Raw genomic sequence first — 15,631 nt, forward strand, 5'->3', positions numbered from 1 at the left:
CACCGGCTAAAGCCCCAGCTGCCGCCGTACGACGTCGACGACCTCCTGTGCCCGCTCGTTGAGGTAGAAGTGGCCGCCGGGGAAGACACACACCTCGGTGGGCCCGTCGGTGTGGGCCGTCCACGCGCGGGCCTCGGCCACCGTGGTCATCGGGTCGTCGTCGCCGGTGAGGACGGTGACCGGACACGTCAGACGGTCGCCGGGGCGCGGCTCGTACGTCTCCAGGGCCTTGTAGTCGCCGCGGATCGCGGGCAGCACCAGCCGCACCAACTCCTCGTCCTCGAACACCTGGCCGTCGGTGCCGTCGAGCCGGCGCACCGCCTCCAGCAGCGCGGTGTCGTCGGCCTTGTGCAGCTCCTGGCTCGGCCGCGTGGTGGAGGGCGCGCGCCGCCCCGAGACGAACAGCCGGACCGGGGCACGTCCGGCGGTTTCCAGCCGCAGGGCCACCTCGTAGGCGACGAGGGCGCCCATGCTGTGCCCGAAGAGGGCGAGCGGACGGTCGTCGTCCCCGGTGACGGCCTCGGCGATCCGCTCGGCCAGCTCCCGGATGCTCTCCAGTGGCGGCTCGGCGTACCGGTCCTGGCGGCCCGGATACTGCGCCGCCAGCACATCGGCCGCGGGTGCGAGAGCGCGCACCATGGGGTGGTAGTAGCTCGCCGAGCCGCCCGCGTGCGGCAGACAGAGCAACCGGACGGCCGCTTCGGGGGCGGGCTGGTAACGACGTATCCACACGGCGCTGTTGACCACTGAGGTCATGAAGAACTCGCTTCCTGATCCTGGTCCCGATCCTGATCCAGATCGGGCCGATGCGTACGGTAGGGGAGCCAGGACCGGAACGCCCGCAGCCTGTCCGGGGACACCAGGGCCGTGACCTCCGCGTCGTCCACCTCACCCCCGCCGAGCGCCGCGACCAGACGCCGGGCCGGCACATTGCGCGGGGTGTGCTCCGCCGTCAACCGCCCCCGCGCACAGCACAGTTCATCGGGTCGTCGGCTCATCGAGGGATCGCGGCTTCATGGAGTCCGCAACGCCTCTGCACGGCCGGTGATCAACAAAGGGGCGGGATACGCACGGCCAGGGCGGTCGCGGTACGGGCACCGAGCCGGGCAAGGACATTCTGCGGGGCGTCGGCCGCCCACTCGCTGATCGCCACGAAACTCGTCGCACCGGTGACCACGGCGGAACAGGCGATCAGCAGTACTGCCACGAAGGGGTGACGCTTCCCGCGCCGACACCGCGGATCGGCCAGTGCCTGCAGCCGCTCGGCCAGCGGGCCGATCGCACAGTGCTGACGGGTGGGCGACTTGACCAGGCAGGCGGTGGCAGACTGGCGGCACATCGAAGCTCCGTTGCGGGACGGCGACTTGGGAAGGTCACCTCCACAACGGAGCTTCGTTGCGTCCGGTCGTGCACCCGACCGGCACCATTTACGCAAGGTATTCCGGAAACTGGACGTTTCGTCCCGCGTGGAGCTGGCCCACATGTGGGGCAACCGCAGCGCCTGAAGACCCCTCCCGCATCGGCGACCTTCCCGGTCGTCGATCGGCCCCCGAATCTCCGCGAGTAGATTTTTTTGATCAGATTCTGAGGAATCCCTGATCCCTCTCTGATCAGACATGGGCCTCCATGGCTGGTATCCGTTCGAGGACGCCGCCCGCGAACACGTCGTACAGCGGCAGGGTTTCGAGGTGGACGTAGCCGATGTGGCAGTCGCAGACGGCCAGCGGACAGGGCCGAGGGGCGAGAGCCGCACGGAAGGAGCCGTCGTAGAGGTTGCCCAACTCGGCCTTGACGAAGTGACAGCGCCGTACCGTCCCCTCGCCGTCCACCGACACGACCGTCGAACCGGTACGGCACGCGCGACCCGCCGAGCGGTGCGGATGACGGCTGAAGGAGAACAAGGGATCCAACTCGCTCCACAGCGCCGCCTGTTCGTCGCTGTACGTGTGCCCGTCGGCGGCGTTTACCCACAGGTACACCCGCTCCGGCAGCTCCGCGCGCAGGCGCCTGGCATGCTCCAGATGCTCGGGCAGCCCGACGATCCCCACACTGAAGCGGACGCCCATCCCGTCCAGCCGACGCGTCTTGTCGAGGAACCGCTCGTACGGCGTCTGCCCCGGGTGATACGTGCACCACAGCGCCACGGTGTCCAGGTCGGCCTCGGCCAACCACTCCGTACGGCAGCTGAGGTTGGTCTGGATCGCCACCCGGCCGATGTGCGGCTCGTGCGACAGCTCCACCAGCGCCCTGCGGTACCAGGAACGCACCAGCCCCTCACCCCAGGGCGTGAAGAGCACCGAGAGCCGATCGTCGGTCTGCTCCCTCGCCCACGTCGTGAAACGGTCCAGCGCGGCACGGTCGGCCCGCAACTGTGCCGTCGAGTCGCGCCGCTTGGCGAAGGGACAGTAGGGGCAGTCGTAGTCGCAGGAGGCGAGTGGGCCGCGATAGAGGATCGTCAGGTCCATGGTGGCCTCACTTCAGCTCGTACGCGGCCATCGCGGCCCGTACGGCGGGGGAGAAGAAGTCGGGCCCGATGGCGTCCGAGTGGGCGAGCCCTTCGGCGGACAGCTTCACCTGCCCGGCACCGGCCTCTGCCAGCCAGCCCCGGGAGGCGAGCCGCTCCAGCTCCACCGGAAAGTCCTCGTACGGGTCGGACTTGAACGCCCGCCGGTAGTCGGCCACCGTCAACCCCTGCGCCTGGAGCAGTGACTGCAGCAGATACCGGCGTCGCCTCTCGCCTTCGTCGACCCAGTGGCCGACCACCGCCCGGCTGAAGTCCTCGGTGGCGGTGTAGTCGTCGATGATCCCGCGGATCTGCCGCATGTCGACCGCGTAGTCGAAGGAGTAGTGCAGCCTGGAGGTGTATGACCGGGCGCCGCAGCCCAGGCCGATCATGCCGTCGGTCTGGCAGGCGTAGTCGTCGGGGCCCTGCGGCGGGGCATCCGCGCGGCGGAACATCCGCATGGAGACCTGCTCGTAGCCGTGGGAGAGGAGATGGTCGCGGCCCTCGCGGTAGCGGCTCAGCCGGGCCTCGTCCCAGGCAGGGTCCGGGACGTCCAGGTCGGCGTGGCGGTCCAGGCCTGTCTTCGGCCGTACGTACAAGGGGTAGAGGTAGATCTCCTCGGGCCGCCAGGCGAGCGCCGCGTCCAGGGACAGCCGCCAACTGGCCGCCGTCTGCCCGTCGATGCCGTAGATCAGGTCGATGTTGAGGACGGGAATGCCGGTGTCGCGGATCCGGGACAGTGCCGCCTCCACATCACTCTGCCGCTGGGGTCGTACGGCCGCACGCGCCTCCTCCTCGACGAAGCTCTGTACGCCGAGGCTCAGCCGCGTGGTGCCCCGCTCGGCCAGCACGGACAGCCGGTCGGCCGTCGCCGTGGCGGGGGAGGCCTCCACCGACAGCGGGATCGCCCGCAGGTCCGCTCCCATGTGCCGTTCCGCGATGTCGCACAGCCGCTCCAGCTCGGCCGCCTCCAGAAAGGTGGGCGTGCCACCGCCGAACGCGGCGTTCGCGAACCGCACCGGCTCCGTGTCCCCGAGCGCCTCCCGCACCGCGATCGCCTGCCGCTCCAGCGCGTCCAGGTAACGGCCGGTCAGCCCGTCGGGAGCGCCGACACGGGTGAACAGATTGCAGAAGCCGCAGCGGACCTCGCAGAACGGTATGTGCGCGTACAGCGACAGGGCCTGCCTGGACTCCCCGGCCCACAGGTCCGCGAGACGGGGGCTCTCCGGCAGCTCTCGGTACGCCGTCTTGTGCGGGTAGGCGTACACGTAGTGCTGGTACGGCCGCGTCCGGGTGGTGGGCAGGTCGATGACGGTCATGCGGACGCCTCCATGTGGTCCAGGAAGAAGTGGCCGTAGGGGACGGTCCACACGGTCTCGTGGCCGAGCCGGTGCCCGGTGTATCCGTCGTCGCCGTACGCGGTTCCGTGGTCGGAGCAGACGATCGCGAAGCAGCGGCGGCGTGAACTCATCGCGGCGAAGAGCCGGCCGATATGCCGGTCGATGTACTCCAGGGCGGCCGCGTGCGTGACCAGGCTGTCGCCCGCCTCGCGGGTGGCGCCCGGTAGATGGAACCAGTTGGGCTGGTGCAGCGCCGAGGCGTTGAGGAACAGGAACAGCCGCTGCTCGGTGGGCAGTTCGGCCACGACCCGCTCGGCGCGGGCCACCTGTGACTCGAAGGACGTCGGTGACGCCACCGAGAACTCCGGCTCCCAATGGCTCTCCTGGAACAGGCCCGGCAGCACGTTCCCGAGCGCTCCCCGCTTGTTGAAGAACCCGACACCGCCGATGCACACCGTGCGATAGCCGTGCTCGGCGAGCGCAGTCACCAGGTCGGGGCTGTCGAAGACGAACGTGCGCCCCGCGGTGGTCTCACTGCCGGCGAACCGGCCCGCGAACAGCCGCGGGTGCGGTCCGGGCGCCGCCGGGGTCGGCAGGAAGCCCGCGAACATCGCCTGGTGCGAGGCATAGGTGAAGCTGCCGGGCGCGTGCCGCTTCTCCCAGGTGCCGCCCGGCAGATGGGCGGCCAGATTCGGCAGCCGGCCGACCGCGGCGAGTTCGACGGCCACGTCGTACCGGAGCGTGTCGAGGGTGAGCAGCAGCAGGTCGTCGCGGCCCACGACCTTGTTCATGTCGGGTGCCTGCGTGGCGGCCTCGAAGGGCGGCGCGGGCGCCGTGTCAGAAGGGCGCATGGTCTTTCCTTGGCCGGGGGGTGTGCGTGGGCGCCGGAAGCACCTGGCTCCGCACCGCCGCGATCTGCGCGGCGTAGGTGTCCAGGCCTTCCGCCGGGCTGCCCGGCAGGCCGGTCAGCCGGGGCAGCAGGTCTCCGAAGGCGTTGACCTCGCCGACCGCGAACCGGCGCCAGCCGATCGCGGGCAGCAGATCGACGCCGACGCACAGCGTGCGGGGGAAACAGGCCGCGGCCCGCTCGCAGATGTCGAGCGCCTGCCGCCAGCGGTCGCCCGCCGCGTCGACGACCGACGCCAGATCGCCGCGCGCCCCGCCGAGGTGGAGGTTCGTCATGGGGAACCGGCTGGTGCGCACGACGGCATGCGTCGCCCGGCCCGCCACGACCAGGACCCGCAGATCGGCGGACCTGCCCTGGGCGGACGCCTTCGGCAGCCAGCGCTCGATGTGCAACCCGTCGGGCGCGAGGGCGTCGACGATGCCGGCGATCTCCCGCTCGTCGGTGTACCGGCGCACCCGCAGCGAGTTGTGCAGCCGAGGCGGGGCATGGAGCCGCCCGTCCGCGGCCACCTCGACCGAGGTGGTGGCCCTGATCCGCCCGCTCGCCGACGACTCGACGGCGAGCACCCCGGACGCGGAGGACCCGTGCGCCGGCTTCACGAAGACCCGCGGCATGCCGTGCTCCCGCATCGCCGCCCGAACATCGTCCCAGCCCCGCACCGGCAGCACACCGCCCGAGGTTGGTGACGGCGGCACCGGGACGCCCGCCGCGTCGAGCCGGGCATGGCACAGCCGCTTGTCGAACAGCACCGCAAGATCGGCCGGATCGTCAAGCCGCACCCCGCCCCGCAACGACCGGACGGCGTCCAGGAAACGGGCGTACCAGGTGGCCGACCCCTCCACGCGCGTCGGATCTTCGACGCCGCGCAGCAGCCGGTCCACCTCGGCGTCCTCACCGGGCGAGTCCAGCCGTACGACCTCGTCGTCGGCGAACTCATGGCCGCCGTCGCGCAGCACGTCCCGCCACTCGACGACCCGCGGCGTGCCGACCCCGCCCGCCCGCGCCGCCTCGACGAACAGCCCGACCCGCCGGTTCTCCCCGTTGCCGACGACCACCCACCTGTACGGCCCGGGCCCCGCACCCGCACCGGTCCCACCGGACACACCGACCCCCCTCACTCGAAACCCCCGAACCCCCCGCGGCCGCGTCGCTACTCGCCCACCGCGACGAACCGCCACACCGTGCCGTCGTCCTCTTCGTCCTGCTCGGCGTCGTCCGGATCGACGTCGACCTGTACGCCCTCGGCCTCCAGGGAGTCCCTCAGACGGTCGCGTATCTCCGCGCTCAGGTAGTTGTGGTGCAGGTCCAGCGTCGTGAGGTGGGTCAGCGGCTGGCCCGTGAGCAGCGCGGTCGCGCCGTCGTCGGTCAGGACGCCCATCGACACGTCGAGGACGTCGAGGCGGGCCACCACCGGGGCGGAGGCCAGCGCCGTGCAGATGTCGTCCTGCATCTCGCTGTTGCGCAACGCCAGATGCTTGAGGGCCGGCAGACGGGTGCCCGCCAGGATCGGGGCCAGATCGGCCACCTCGGCGTCACCGCCGTACTCGTCGGTGCCCAGCCACAGGTCCAGGTGGACGAGGGCCGGCAGATCACAGGCCGCCACACCGCGCACCGCCCCGGCGGGCATGCCGCCGGTCTCGACCGTCAGCTTCCGCAGCCGCTCGTGGCGCAGCGCCGGGAAGCCGAGCCCGCCGCCGCCGCGCACACCGAACTCCTCCAGCTCCGTGAAGGCGTTCAGCAGCGGGCTCACGTCGCCCTGGTTGATCCAGGAGATCTCGCACTCCTCCATCACGATGTCACCGAGGAACAGCCCGCGCAGCGCGGGCAGCCGGTCCTTAGCCGCAACCAGCGCCTCGATCACCGGCTCGGGACCGCTGTCGTACGCGTCGCTCCAGGCACCCACCACCAGCGCCCGCACCTTCGTGGTGTCGACGGAGGCGAGGAACCGGGCGAACGCCTCCTCCCACGCCTCGTCGCTCTCGTACGACGCCACGCCGACGCGCCACGCCACCGACTCGGGAGCCGGCAGGTGCGCGGCGCCCTCCGGCCCCTTCACGGAGGTGGGGAAAACAGAGACCGGCAGGTCGTGGAACTCCTCCAGATGGCTCCCGATGGTCATGTACGCCCCGCCCCTTCGTTCCCTGTCCCTGTGCCGGCCCCGAGCCCGTGCCCGTACCCGCCCGTCGAACCCGGAACGCACACAGCGCCGCCGGGTAGGGGAGTTCTACCAAGTCCCACTGACAACGCGATCGGCGGACCCCTCTTCCTGTGGACGGCCACCGCGTGCGGGCCATTGTCAGTGCCTGCCTCTACGGTCGTTTCGTGGCACAGCGAGTGCCCGACGGGAGGGAGACCCATGTACCGGCAAGGAGACGTTCTCATCGTGCCGCTGGCCGAGAGAGCCGTGCCCCACACCGCAGTTGACGCCACGTCGGAACCGCGCGACCGCCGCGGTCGACTCGTCCTCGCCCTCGGCGAGGTCACCGGGCACGCACACGCCGTGGTCGGCCCGGGCCGGCTGATCCGTGAGACGGACGCCTTCGGACCGATGCTGCTGCACGTGCCGGAGGGCGCCCGTGTCGTCCACGAGGAGCACGCGGCCATCTCCCTGCCAAAGGGCTGGTACCGGGTCATACGCCAGCGCGAGTACGTACCCGGCTCGGTCCGGATCGTCGCGGACTGAGCCCGCGGCGGACATCAGGCACAGGACGGCAGACGAGGAGGAACGGCGTGACGGAACAGATGAGTTGGCGAGCGGTGGCGGCCGCCACGGGACCGGGCGACCGGGCACGGGCCGAGGCGGGTGTGCGTGTCGCCTACCGGCGGGCGGGGCTGCGGGAGCCCGAGAGGATCGTGTGGGCCCGCTCACCGCTGGAGGCGGTACGCCTGCTGTCGGGCGTGCCGGCGGAGGACGGCGAGTCCCTGCCGCCGACCGGGGCGAGCGTCCGTGACGCGGTCCGCAACAGACCTGTCGCCGCCGAACGTGCCCTACTGCACAGCCGCTTGGGCCCCATGGGCTGGAGCGACCACTGGAGGACGGCCGGCGCCGACCTGTGGGAGACGACCCGCCCGCTCGTCGACCGCGTCCGCACCGGCATGGTCGAGGCCCTGGCTCCCGGCGACCGGAAGGAGGAGACCCGGATCCGGCTCCTGCTCCTGGACGCCGTCCTCGGCCAGCACGAGGCGGCTTGGCTCTCCGCCCTCGATACCGCCCCCGGTCTCGACGGCCTGACCGAGGTGGCCCGCACGGCGGGCTGGTGGTGGCCGTACGAGAACGTCGCGATCATCACCGAACGGCCCACTCAGCTCCACCGCGACGAGGCCGGCCGCCTCGACCGCGGCGACGGCCCCGCGCTCGCCTACTCCGACGGCTTCGCCCTGCACGCCTGGCGCGGACTGCCCGTCCCCGGTGAGTTCCTCGACAGCCTCGACACGCTGACACCCGAGCAGATCCGGAACGAGGAGAATGCCGAACTGCGCCGCGTGATGCTGGAGTACTACGGCTACGACCGCTATCTGGAGGAGTCCGGGGCGAAGCCCGTGCACCGCGACGAGACGGGCATCCTCTGGCGCATCACTCTGCCCGGCGACGAGGACGCGGTGATGGTGGAGGTCGTCAACTCCACCCCGGAGCCGGACGGCACGAGCCGCACGTACTGGCTCCGGGTGCCACCGACCACACGCACGGCCCGGGAGGGAGTGGCCTGGACATTCGGCCTGAGCGCGGAGGAGTACGACCCGCTGCGGCAGACCTGAGCCCACCGCGATGACGGGTCACTCGAACCGCGAGGTGTCGCCCGCGCCCTTGCGGATGATCTCGGCCTCACCGCTGGAGAAGTCGATGACGGTCGTCGGCTCGGTGCCGCAGTCCCCGGAGTCCACCACGGCGTCGACCTGGTGATCGAGCCGCTCCTTGATCTCCCAGCCCTGCGTCAACGGCTCCTCCTCGTCGGGCAGCAGCAGCGTGCTGGAGACAAGCGGCTCACCCAGTTCGGCGAGCAGGGCCTGGGCCACCCGGTGGTCGGGGATGCGCACTCCGACCGTCCGCTTCTTCGGGTGGAGCAGCTTGCGGGGCACCTCCCTGGTCGCGGGGAGGATGAAGGTGTAACTGCCGGGCGTCGACGCCTTGACGGCGCGGAACACGTCGTTGTCGACATGCACGAACTGGCCCAGCTGCGCGAAGTTCTCGCACACGAGGGTGAAGTGGTGACGGTCGTCGAGCTGCCGGATCGTGCGGATCCGCTCGATGCCGTCCCGGCTGCCCATCCGACACCCCAGCGCGAAACAGGAGTCCGTCGGATACACGATGAGCGCACCGTCCCGCACACTGTCGGCCACCTGCCCGATGGCACGAGGCTGAGGATTCTCGGGATGCACGTCGAAGTACTTGGCCATCTGCCGAGCTTATTCCGTCAAGCGCGGCTGACGGCGCTTGCTACTGCCGCCCGGCCGCAGATCTTTTGGGGGCGCGGGGAACTGCGCGACCAGCCACGGCAAACCCGCAGCCGGACAACATCCCGCAGTCCCCCACCCTGCCCCAAGCGGAGCGTTTACGCGCCGCTCTCCCGCAGCATGTCCTCACGCTCAACGATCTTCACGCGCTCCCGGCCCTGCGGCTCACCCAGCGCCTTCTCGGCGGCGTCGAGCTTGTACCAGCCCTCCCACGTCGTGAAGCGCACGTTCCGCTCCGCGAAGAACGCCTCCACGGCCTCGGGGGCGGGGGCGCTGGGCTCATGCAGCCGGCCGTTCGCGAAGTCGTCCAGCAGGTTGGAGACCGTCTCGTTGGCGTCGCCCTTGGTGTGGCCGATGAGGCCCACAGGGCCGCGCCGGATCCAGCCGGTGACGTACATCGACTGCAGGTGCGCGCCGGTCTCCTCGATGACCCGGCCGCCCTCGTCCGGCACGGTGCCCGACTCGACGTCCCAGGGCAGCTTGGGCAGCTTGTCCGAGAGGTAGCCGACCGCACGGTAGATCCCGGTGACGTCCCAGTCCTTGAACTCGCCGGTGCCCTTGACGTTGCCGGTGCCGTCGAGGGCGGTGCGCTCGGTGCGCAGGCCGACGACCTTGCCGTCCTCGCCGAGGATCTCGGTGGGCGATTCGAAGAAGTGCAGGAACAGCTTGTGCGGGCGGTCGCCGATGTCGCGGATCGCCCAGTTCTCCAGGGTCTTGGCGACCATGTCGGCCTGCTTGTTGCCGCGCCGGGTCGCGATCGAGCCTTCGTCGTAGTCGATGTCCTCGGGGTCGACGATGACCTCGATGTTGGGGGAGTGGTCCAGCTCCCGCAGCTCCATTGGGCTGAACTTCGCCTGCGCCGGGCCACGGCGGCCGAAGACGTGGACCTCCAGGGCCTTGTTGGCCTTGAGACCGTCGTAGACGTTCGCCGGGATCTCGGTCGGCAGCAGCTCGTCGGCGGTCTTGGCGAGGATGCGGGCCACGTCGAGGGCGACGTTGCCGACACCGAGGACGGCGACCTTCTCCGCCTCCAGCGGCCAGGTGCGCGGGACGTCCGGGTGGCCGTCGTACCAGGACACGAAGTCGGCCGCGCCGTACGAGCCGTCGAGGTCGATGCCGGGGATGTCGAGTGCGCGGTCGGCCGTGGCGCCCGTGGAGAAGATCACGGCGTCGTAGAACGCGCGCAGGTCGTCCAGGTTGATGTCCGTCGGGTAGTCGACGTTGCCGAAGAGACGGATCTGCGGCTTGTCGAGCACCTGGTGCAGGGCCGTGATGATGCCCTTGATGCGGGGGTGGTCGGGGGCCACGCCGTAACGGATCAGTCCGAACGGGGCGGGCATCCGCTCGAAGAGGTCGATGGACACTCCGGGCTCGGTGGCCACGTCGGACTTCAGCAGCGCGTCGGCGGCGTAGATCCCGGCGGGTCCGGCACCGACAATGGCTACCCGCAGAGGGCGGGGCATGTTTTGGTTCCCTTCGAGTAGAGGCAAGCGACTCGACGGCAACCCTAAACTAAGGTAACCCTTACCGGGTACGGGGGTCGGGTCTATGACCTCATAAAGCGATCTTATGCCATGCGAGCGCATGGGCGGACGGCGGGTGACGTGGGGAGGGGCGCGGCCCGGCCGTTCGAACGAGGCGGCGACGCGAGGGGTTTGCCGGGGCCGCGAATGGCAACGCGGTTGCCATGATTCGAACGAACCAGGAACCCAACGAGAATTCCCCATCCGCCGGGACGGCCGCGATCAAGGTGGATGACGCGGCGTCGGCCGCCGAGGCCGGCGCCGAACGCGCGGCCGACACGACCAAGCACGCGGCCGACACCATGAGCAGCGCGGTGCACAGCGCGGTCAAGGGCGTCGAGACCGGCCGCCAGGCGGTCGTCCAGGCCTCCGGCCAGGTCGCGGCCACCGCCCGGACGGCCATGACCGCCATCGCCCACCGCAAGCTCGTCGCGGCGGGCGCCGGCGCGGGCCTGACCGCGCTCACCGCTGCCTCCTACGCGGCCGGCCGCCGCGCCGAGCGCCATGTGCACGGCCCGCTCACCCGGCTCACCGGCGGACGCATCTGACCCGCACGCGATGCGAAGGCCACGCGTGGGAAGCCGCCCGACCGGCGGCTTCCCACGTGTCCCGGAGGAAAGAGGGCGCCCCTACCAGCGGCCCTCCACCTGCTCCTTGATACGGCGGTCGTACAGATCCCGGATCGCCGTCAGGGTCTCGTCGGACAGGGCCGGAAGCGTGGCGGCGGCCGCGTTGGCCCGCGCCTGCTCGGGCGTACGGGCCCCGGGGATCACGGTCGTCACACCCGGCAGCTGGATGATCCAGCGCAGCGCCAGCTGAGCCGGGGTGAACCCCTCGGGGGCGAGCGCGGCGAACTCGACCGCGGCCTCGACACCCGTCTCGTAGTCGACGCCCGAGAAGGTCTCGCCCTGGTCGAAGGACTCACCGTGGCGGTTGTACGTGCGGTGGTCGTTCGCGGCGAACACCGTGTCCTTGGTGTACTTGCCCGACAGCAACCCGGAGGCCAGCGGCACCCGGGCGATGATCGCGACGCCCGCCTTCTCGGCTGCCGGGAGCACGTCCAGCAGCGGCTTCATACGGAACGGGTTCAGAATGATCTGCACGCTCGCCACGTTCGGCCGGGCGATCGCCGTCAGCGCCTCGGCGCAGGTCTCCACGCTGACGCCGTACGCGGCGATGCGCTCCTCCTCGACGAGGGTGTCCAGGGCGTCGAACACCTCGTCCGACGAATAGACCGGCGTGGGCGGGCAGTGCAGCTGGACCAGGTCGAGACGGTCGACGCCGAGGTTGCGGCGGGACCGGTCGTTCCAGGCGCGGAAGTTGTCGAGGACGTAGTTCTCGGGGATCTGGTCCACGCGACGGCCCATCTTCGTCGCGACGAACACATCGAGCTCGGGCCGGGTGCGCAGGAACGTGGCGATGGTCTGCTCGCTGCGCCCGTCCCCGTACACGTCGGCCGTGTCGAAGAAGGTCACCCCCGACTCGGCCGCCGCCTCCAGCACCGCCAGGGCTTCCTTGTCGTCGACGTCTCCCCAGTCGGCGCCGAGCTGCCATGTGCCGAGACCGACGACGGATGCCTGGTGACCCGACCTACCGAATGCGCGTTCTTCCATGCGGTCAGTCTGTCACCTGTTCTCGCTGCGTGATCAGTGAGGGAAGGTGAACGGTCGGCGGGGGATCGAGGGTGATCAGTGCGGGAAGGCGCGAGGTTGGCGCTGCCGGGGCAGTTCGTCCCGGAACTCGGCAATGATCGAGCTGATCTGCCGAGTGAGCGCGGTCTTCTCCAGCCGGTCGAGGTAGAGGTTGCGGCGGGCGAGGCCGACCGCGTCCACGCAGAAGTACAGCGCCATCAGCGGGTTGATGAACAACTCGCTGTCCCGGGTCCGCTCGGTGAATCGGACGTCACCGAAGTCCCCGCGTACGGCGGCCGCGACGGAACCGTTGACGATGCTCGGATGGTCCGGTGTGCACCGCTGGGCGTGGGCCACCGCGTCCAGGTACTGGGCGCCCTCGCGGCTGTCGCGCGGCAGCGAGAACGCGCCGAGATAGGCGCCGTCGCGGTCCAGCGCGGCCAGGTTCTCCAGGACCAGTGAGTGGTTGACCCCGTGGTAGGCGTCCACGCCGAAGCCGAGGCACGCCACCAGCCGGTGCGGGACCTCGTCCAGCCCGGCGACCGCGCCCAGACTGGCCATGTCCTCCTCCGGGGTGCCCAGCCCGTGCTCGTCTCCGCGCATCAGGATGTCCGTGCCGCCGTCCACCAGCACGATGGCGTCGATCCCACCGAGGTGGTGCAGGAGCGCGCGGTAGGCGTCCCTGAGCGGTGCGACTCCCGTACGGGAGAGGGCGTACACCGTGGAGGGCAGCCGGTGCAGGTGGAGCCACTGGGCGAGGGTGCGCTCGGGGAAGTAGTCGCCCCGGGCCGTGGTGTCCGGGCCGACGGCCGCGACGTCCTGCTCCAGCCACACGTTCAGGTCCAGGCCGTACAGATCGGCGAAGGAGAGATTGGCGAGGTGGACCTGCTTGCCCGCCGAGCGCAGGGCGAGGGCCAGCGGAAGGCCGGCGTAGACGTCGAAACCGCCACCGGCGCCGGCGACGAGTATCCGCTGTGCGTCGACAAGTCGCGTGAAGAGGCCGGGCTGTTGGAGGGAGAACACCAGGAGAAGCTAGCAGGGGCGGCGGGACCCCTCAGCGGGATCGGGGCCGGGCATTTTCCCGCAACTCACCGGTCAGTAGCGGGAGTTCTCTCGAAAGCTGCAAACATTGACGGAAAGCATTCGTAAATGATCACGAGTTCCCTCGTTTGGTTAAACTCTGGCCGCGAAGGTGAAGGCCGCTCCAGTTTCCCCTGTGTTAAGTCTTGTTGGCCCGGTGTTCGTTCGCCGGGCAGAGGGCGACTGGCTTGCTATGGTCCTCTTACTCGTGAGTAGCAAGTCGTACTGGAGTCCTGAGGGGCGGGTGGGCACGCAGCCCCGCTACCTCGGGCGAGCGGTCGAGGCCTCGAACTTCACTCCCAGGCCCGCCTATTCAGACAGGTGAGACACGTCACATGGCACGTTCCCTGATCGACCTACTGGCCGCGCACGCCTCGAACCACCCCCAGCGCACCGCCTACCGCTACCTCGTCAGCGGTGACAGCGACGGAGAGGTTCAGGACATCTCGTACGCACGCCTGGTCGGCCGCTCCCGGGCCATCGCCGCCTGGCTGCAGGACCGGGGACTGTCCGGCGCCCGCGCCATCCTGCTCTACCCGCCCGGCCTCGAGTTCATCTGCGGCTACCTCGGCTGCCTCTCGGCCGGTGTCGTCGCCGTACCCGGCGTGCCCCCGCAGGGACGGTCGCAGAATCACCGGGCCCTGACCCGGATGAAGCGCCTCATCGCCGACGCCGACGCCAAGGTGATCCTGGGCGGCCGGGACGTCGTGGCCGCGCTCGGCACCATGGCGGAGCATCTCCCGGAGCTCGCCGAGATCACCTGCGTCGCCACCGAGGACATACCCGACGACCTGGCAGGCTCCTGGCAGGAACCGGACCTCACCGCGGACTCGGTCGCCTTCCTCCAGTACACCTCCGGCTCCACCTCCGCCCCGCGCGGCGTCATGGTCACCCACGGGAACCTGCTCGACAACGAGCGGGTCATCGCCGAACGGATGGGCCACACCCCGGACGCGATCGCCGCGTACGACAACGAACTGTTCGTCAGCTGGTTGCCCGTCTACCACGACATGGGCCTCATCGGCCCGGTCCTGAACACGGTCTACCTGGGCGCCACCAGCACCCTCTTCTCGCCGCTGCACTTCCTCCAGCGGCCCACGCGCTGGCTGACCGCCGTGAGCCGCTTCCAGCCGCACACCAGTGGCGCCCCCAACTTCGCCTTCGAGCTGAGCCTGAAGCACGCCGCCCCCGACTTCGTCGACGGCCTGGACCTCAGCCGCTGGAGGGTCGCCTTCAACGGCGCCGAACCCGTACGCGCCGCCACCCTGCGCCGCTTCACCGAGACCTTCGCCCCGGCCGGCTTCCGACAGGAGGCCCACTACCCCTGCTACGGCCTGGCCGAGGCCACCCTCATGGTCAGCGGCAGCACCGTCGACAGCCCGCCCGTCCTGGTCGAGGCGAATACCACCGGCCCGCACGCCGGCGCGGCGGACGCGGCGGCCGTAGGCTCCGGGCGGCTCGGCCCCGGCATGACCGTGGTCATCGCCGACCCCGAACTGTGCGAGGAACTACCCGAGGGCGAGGTCGGCGAGATCTGGGTCGGCGGCGCCAGCGTGGCCAAGGGCTACTGGCGCAACACCCTCGCCACCCGCGAGACCTTCCGCGCCACCCTCACCGACCGCGAAGGCCGCTTCCTGCGCACCGGCGACCTCGGGTTCCTGCGCGACGGCGAGCTGTTCATCACCGGCCGCCTCAAGGACCTCATGGTCATCGACGGACGCAACCACTACCCGCAGGACCTGGAACTCTCCGCCGAGATGTCCCACCCCGCCCTGCGACCCGGCTGCACTGCCGCCTTCTCCGTGGACACCGCAGCGGAGGACGAGGGGGAAGGCGAGCAGCCCGTCCTCGTCGCCGAGATCGCCTCGGAGGCCGCGGGTGAGGCCGAGAAGATCACCGACATGGTCCGCGGCGCGATCGGCGAGGCCCACGGCCTGGCGGTACGCGATGTCGTGCTGGTGCACCCCGGCACGATCCCCAAGACGTCCAGCGGGAAGATCCAGCGCCATGCCTCCCGCGCCGCGTACCTCGCCAGCAGCCTCTCGGTGGTCGGAGCACCCGCCACGACATGACATCGACCGCCGCCGAAACGATCATTCGCCCGTGTCGGCGGCGGCCCGAGTCGCACCCGCCGAACGCCGTACGCCCGACAGCGGCCGCCGCTGCCGACGCGTCACCGCAGTCCGCCGAACCTG

General features: G+C 70.5%; 16 protein-coding genes. 4 read left to right on the forward strand and 12 right to left on the reverse strand.

What is annotated here, in order from left to right; all coding sequences use genetic code 11:
• Positions 1 to 6: 6 nt before the first annotated feature.
• The 8 genes from F3T56_RS09775 to F3T56_RS09810 all read right to left on the reverse strand — a co-directional run bounded on the left by F3T56_RS09775 (position 7) and on the right by F3T56_RS09810 (position 6,869).
• The gene (locus tag F3T56_RS09775; protein WP_149824411.1) at positions 7 to 756 is read right to left on the reverse strand and encodes a thioesterase II family protein; all 750 of its coding nucleotides are present in this window, start codon (positions 754 to 756) and stop codon (positions 7 to 9) included.
• On the reverse strand, positions 753 to 998 hold the full coding sequence (locus F3T56_RS09780; RefSeq protein ID WP_149824413.1) for a hypothetical protein: 246 nt from the start codon (positions 996 to 998) through the stop codon (positions 753 to 755). Before F3T56_RS09780 ends, F3T56_RS09775 begins: the two co-directional genes overlap by 4 nt.
• A 50-nt stretch (positions 999 to 1,048) precedes the next feature.
• Positions 1,049 to 1,339 (reverse strand): transposase family protein, encoded by a 291-nt coding sequence (locus F3T56_RS46080; protein ID WP_172638870.1) that lies wholly within the window; start codon positions 1,337 to 1,339, stop codon positions 1,049 to 1,051.
• A gap of 271 nt (positions 1,340 to 1,610) precedes the next feature.
• Positions 1,611 to 2,465 (reverse strand): STM4011 family radical SAM protein, encoded by an 855-nt coding sequence (locus F3T56_RS09790; protein ID WP_149824417.1) that lies wholly within the window; start codon positions 2,463 to 2,465, stop codon positions 1,611 to 1,613.
• Positions 2,466 to 2,472: 7 nt separating this feature from the next.
• Positions 2,473 to 3,822, reverse strand: a complete 1,350-nt coding sequence (locus tag F3T56_RS09795) for an STM4012 family radical SAM protein (protein WP_149824419.1) — start codon at positions 3,820 to 3,822, stop codon at positions 2,473 to 2,475.
• Complete coding sequence (locus tag F3T56_RS09800; RefSeq protein WP_149824567.1) at positions 3,819 to 4,634, reverse strand: STM4013/SEN3800 family hydrolase; 816 nt, start codon at positions 4,632 to 4,634, stop codon at positions 3,819 to 3,821. The genes F3T56_RS09795 and F3T56_RS09800 overlap by 4 nt, the downstream gene beginning before the upstream one ends.
• 46 nt (positions 4,635 to 4,680) lie before the next feature.
• Complete coding sequence (locus F3T56_RS09805) at positions 4,681 to 5,853, reverse strand: STM4014 family protein (protein WP_149824421.1); 1,173 nt, start codon at positions 5,851 to 5,853, stop codon at positions 4,681 to 4,683.
• 47 nt (positions 5,854 to 5,900) lie between these two features.
• On the reverse strand, positions 5,901 to 6,869 hold the full coding sequence (locus tag F3T56_RS09810) for an STM4015 family protein (RefSeq protein WP_149824423.1): 969 nt from the start codon (positions 6,867 to 6,869) through the stop codon (positions 5,901 to 5,903).
• Between the two features lie 237 nt (positions 6,870 to 7,106).
• Between F3T56_RS09810 and F3T56_RS09815 the strand changes: the two genes are divergently transcribed.
• Together F3T56_RS09815 and F3T56_RS09820 are read left to right on the forward strand one after the other, a co-directional pair.
• The gene (locus F3T56_RS09815) at positions 7,107 to 7,433 is read left to right on the forward strand and encodes a hypothetical protein (protein ID WP_149824425.1); all 327 of its coding nucleotides are present in this window, start codon (positions 7,107 to 7,109) and stop codon (positions 7,431 to 7,433) included.
• Between the two features lie 59 nt (positions 7,434 to 7,492).
• Positions 7,493 to 8,506 carry a DUF6745 domain-containing protein gene (locus tag F3T56_RS09820; protein ID WP_172638880.1) on the forward strand — a complete coding sequence of 338 codons (1,014 nt, stop codon included), beginning with the start codon at positions 7,493 to 7,495 and terminating at the stop codon, positions 8,504 to 8,506.
• A gap of 18 nt (positions 8,507 to 8,524) precedes the next feature.
• On the opposite strand, the gene F3T56_RS09825 is transcribed toward F3T56_RS09820, so the two are convergent.
• Positions 8,525 to 9,145 carry an L-threonylcarbamoyladenylate synthase gene (locus F3T56_RS09825; RefSeq protein ID WP_172638871.1) on the reverse strand — a complete coding sequence of 207 codons (621 nt, stop codon included), beginning with the start codon at positions 9,143 to 9,145 and terminating at the stop codon, positions 8,525 to 8,527.
• Between the two features lie 155 nt (positions 9,146 to 9,300).
• Positions 9,301 to 10,665 carry an FAD-dependent oxidoreductase gene (locus F3T56_RS09830; protein ID WP_149824429.1) on the reverse strand — a complete coding sequence of 455 codons (1,365 nt, stop codon included), beginning with the start codon at positions 10,663 to 10,665 and terminating at the stop codon, positions 9,301 to 9,303.
• 224 nt (positions 10,666 to 10,889) lie between these two features.
• Between F3T56_RS09830 and F3T56_RS09835 the strand changes: the two genes are divergently transcribed.
• Positions 10,890 to 11,273, forward strand: a complete 384-nt coding sequence (locus F3T56_RS09835) for a hypothetical protein (protein ID WP_149824431.1) — start codon at positions 10,890 to 10,892, stop codon at positions 11,271 to 11,273.
• An 81-nt stretch (positions 11,274 to 11,354) separates the two neighbouring features.
• Here the strand turns inward: F3T56_RS09835 and F3T56_RS09840 are convergent, their stop codons facing one another.
• On the reverse strand, positions 11,355 to 12,338 hold the full coding sequence (locus tag F3T56_RS09840) for an aldo/keto reductase (RefSeq protein ID WP_149824432.1): 984 nt from the start codon (positions 12,336 to 12,338) through the stop codon (positions 11,355 to 11,357).
• Between the two features lie 75 nt (positions 12,339 to 12,413).
• Positions 12,414 to 13,379 (reverse strand): DUF1152 domain-containing protein, encoded by a 966-nt coding sequence (locus F3T56_RS09845; RefSeq protein WP_149824434.1) that lies wholly within the window; start codon positions 13,377 to 13,379, stop codon positions 12,414 to 12,416.
• 392 nt (positions 13,380 to 13,771) lie between these two features.
• Here F3T56_RS09845 and F3T56_RS09850 point away from each other — a divergent pair, with 392 nt between their 5' ends.
• A complete protein-coding gene (locus F3T56_RS09850) occupies positions 13,772 to 15,508 on the forward strand; it encodes a fatty acyl-AMP ligase (RefSeq protein WP_149824436.1) in 1,737 nt (578 codons plus the stop codon).
• Positions 15,509 to 15,631: the final 123 nt, after the last annotated feature.

It is taken from the genome of Streptomyces tailanensis, assembly GCF_008386495.1.
GTDB classification, from domain to species: Bacteria; Actinomycetota; Actinomycetes; order Streptomycetales; family Streptomycetaceae; genus Streptomyces; species Streptomyces tailanensis.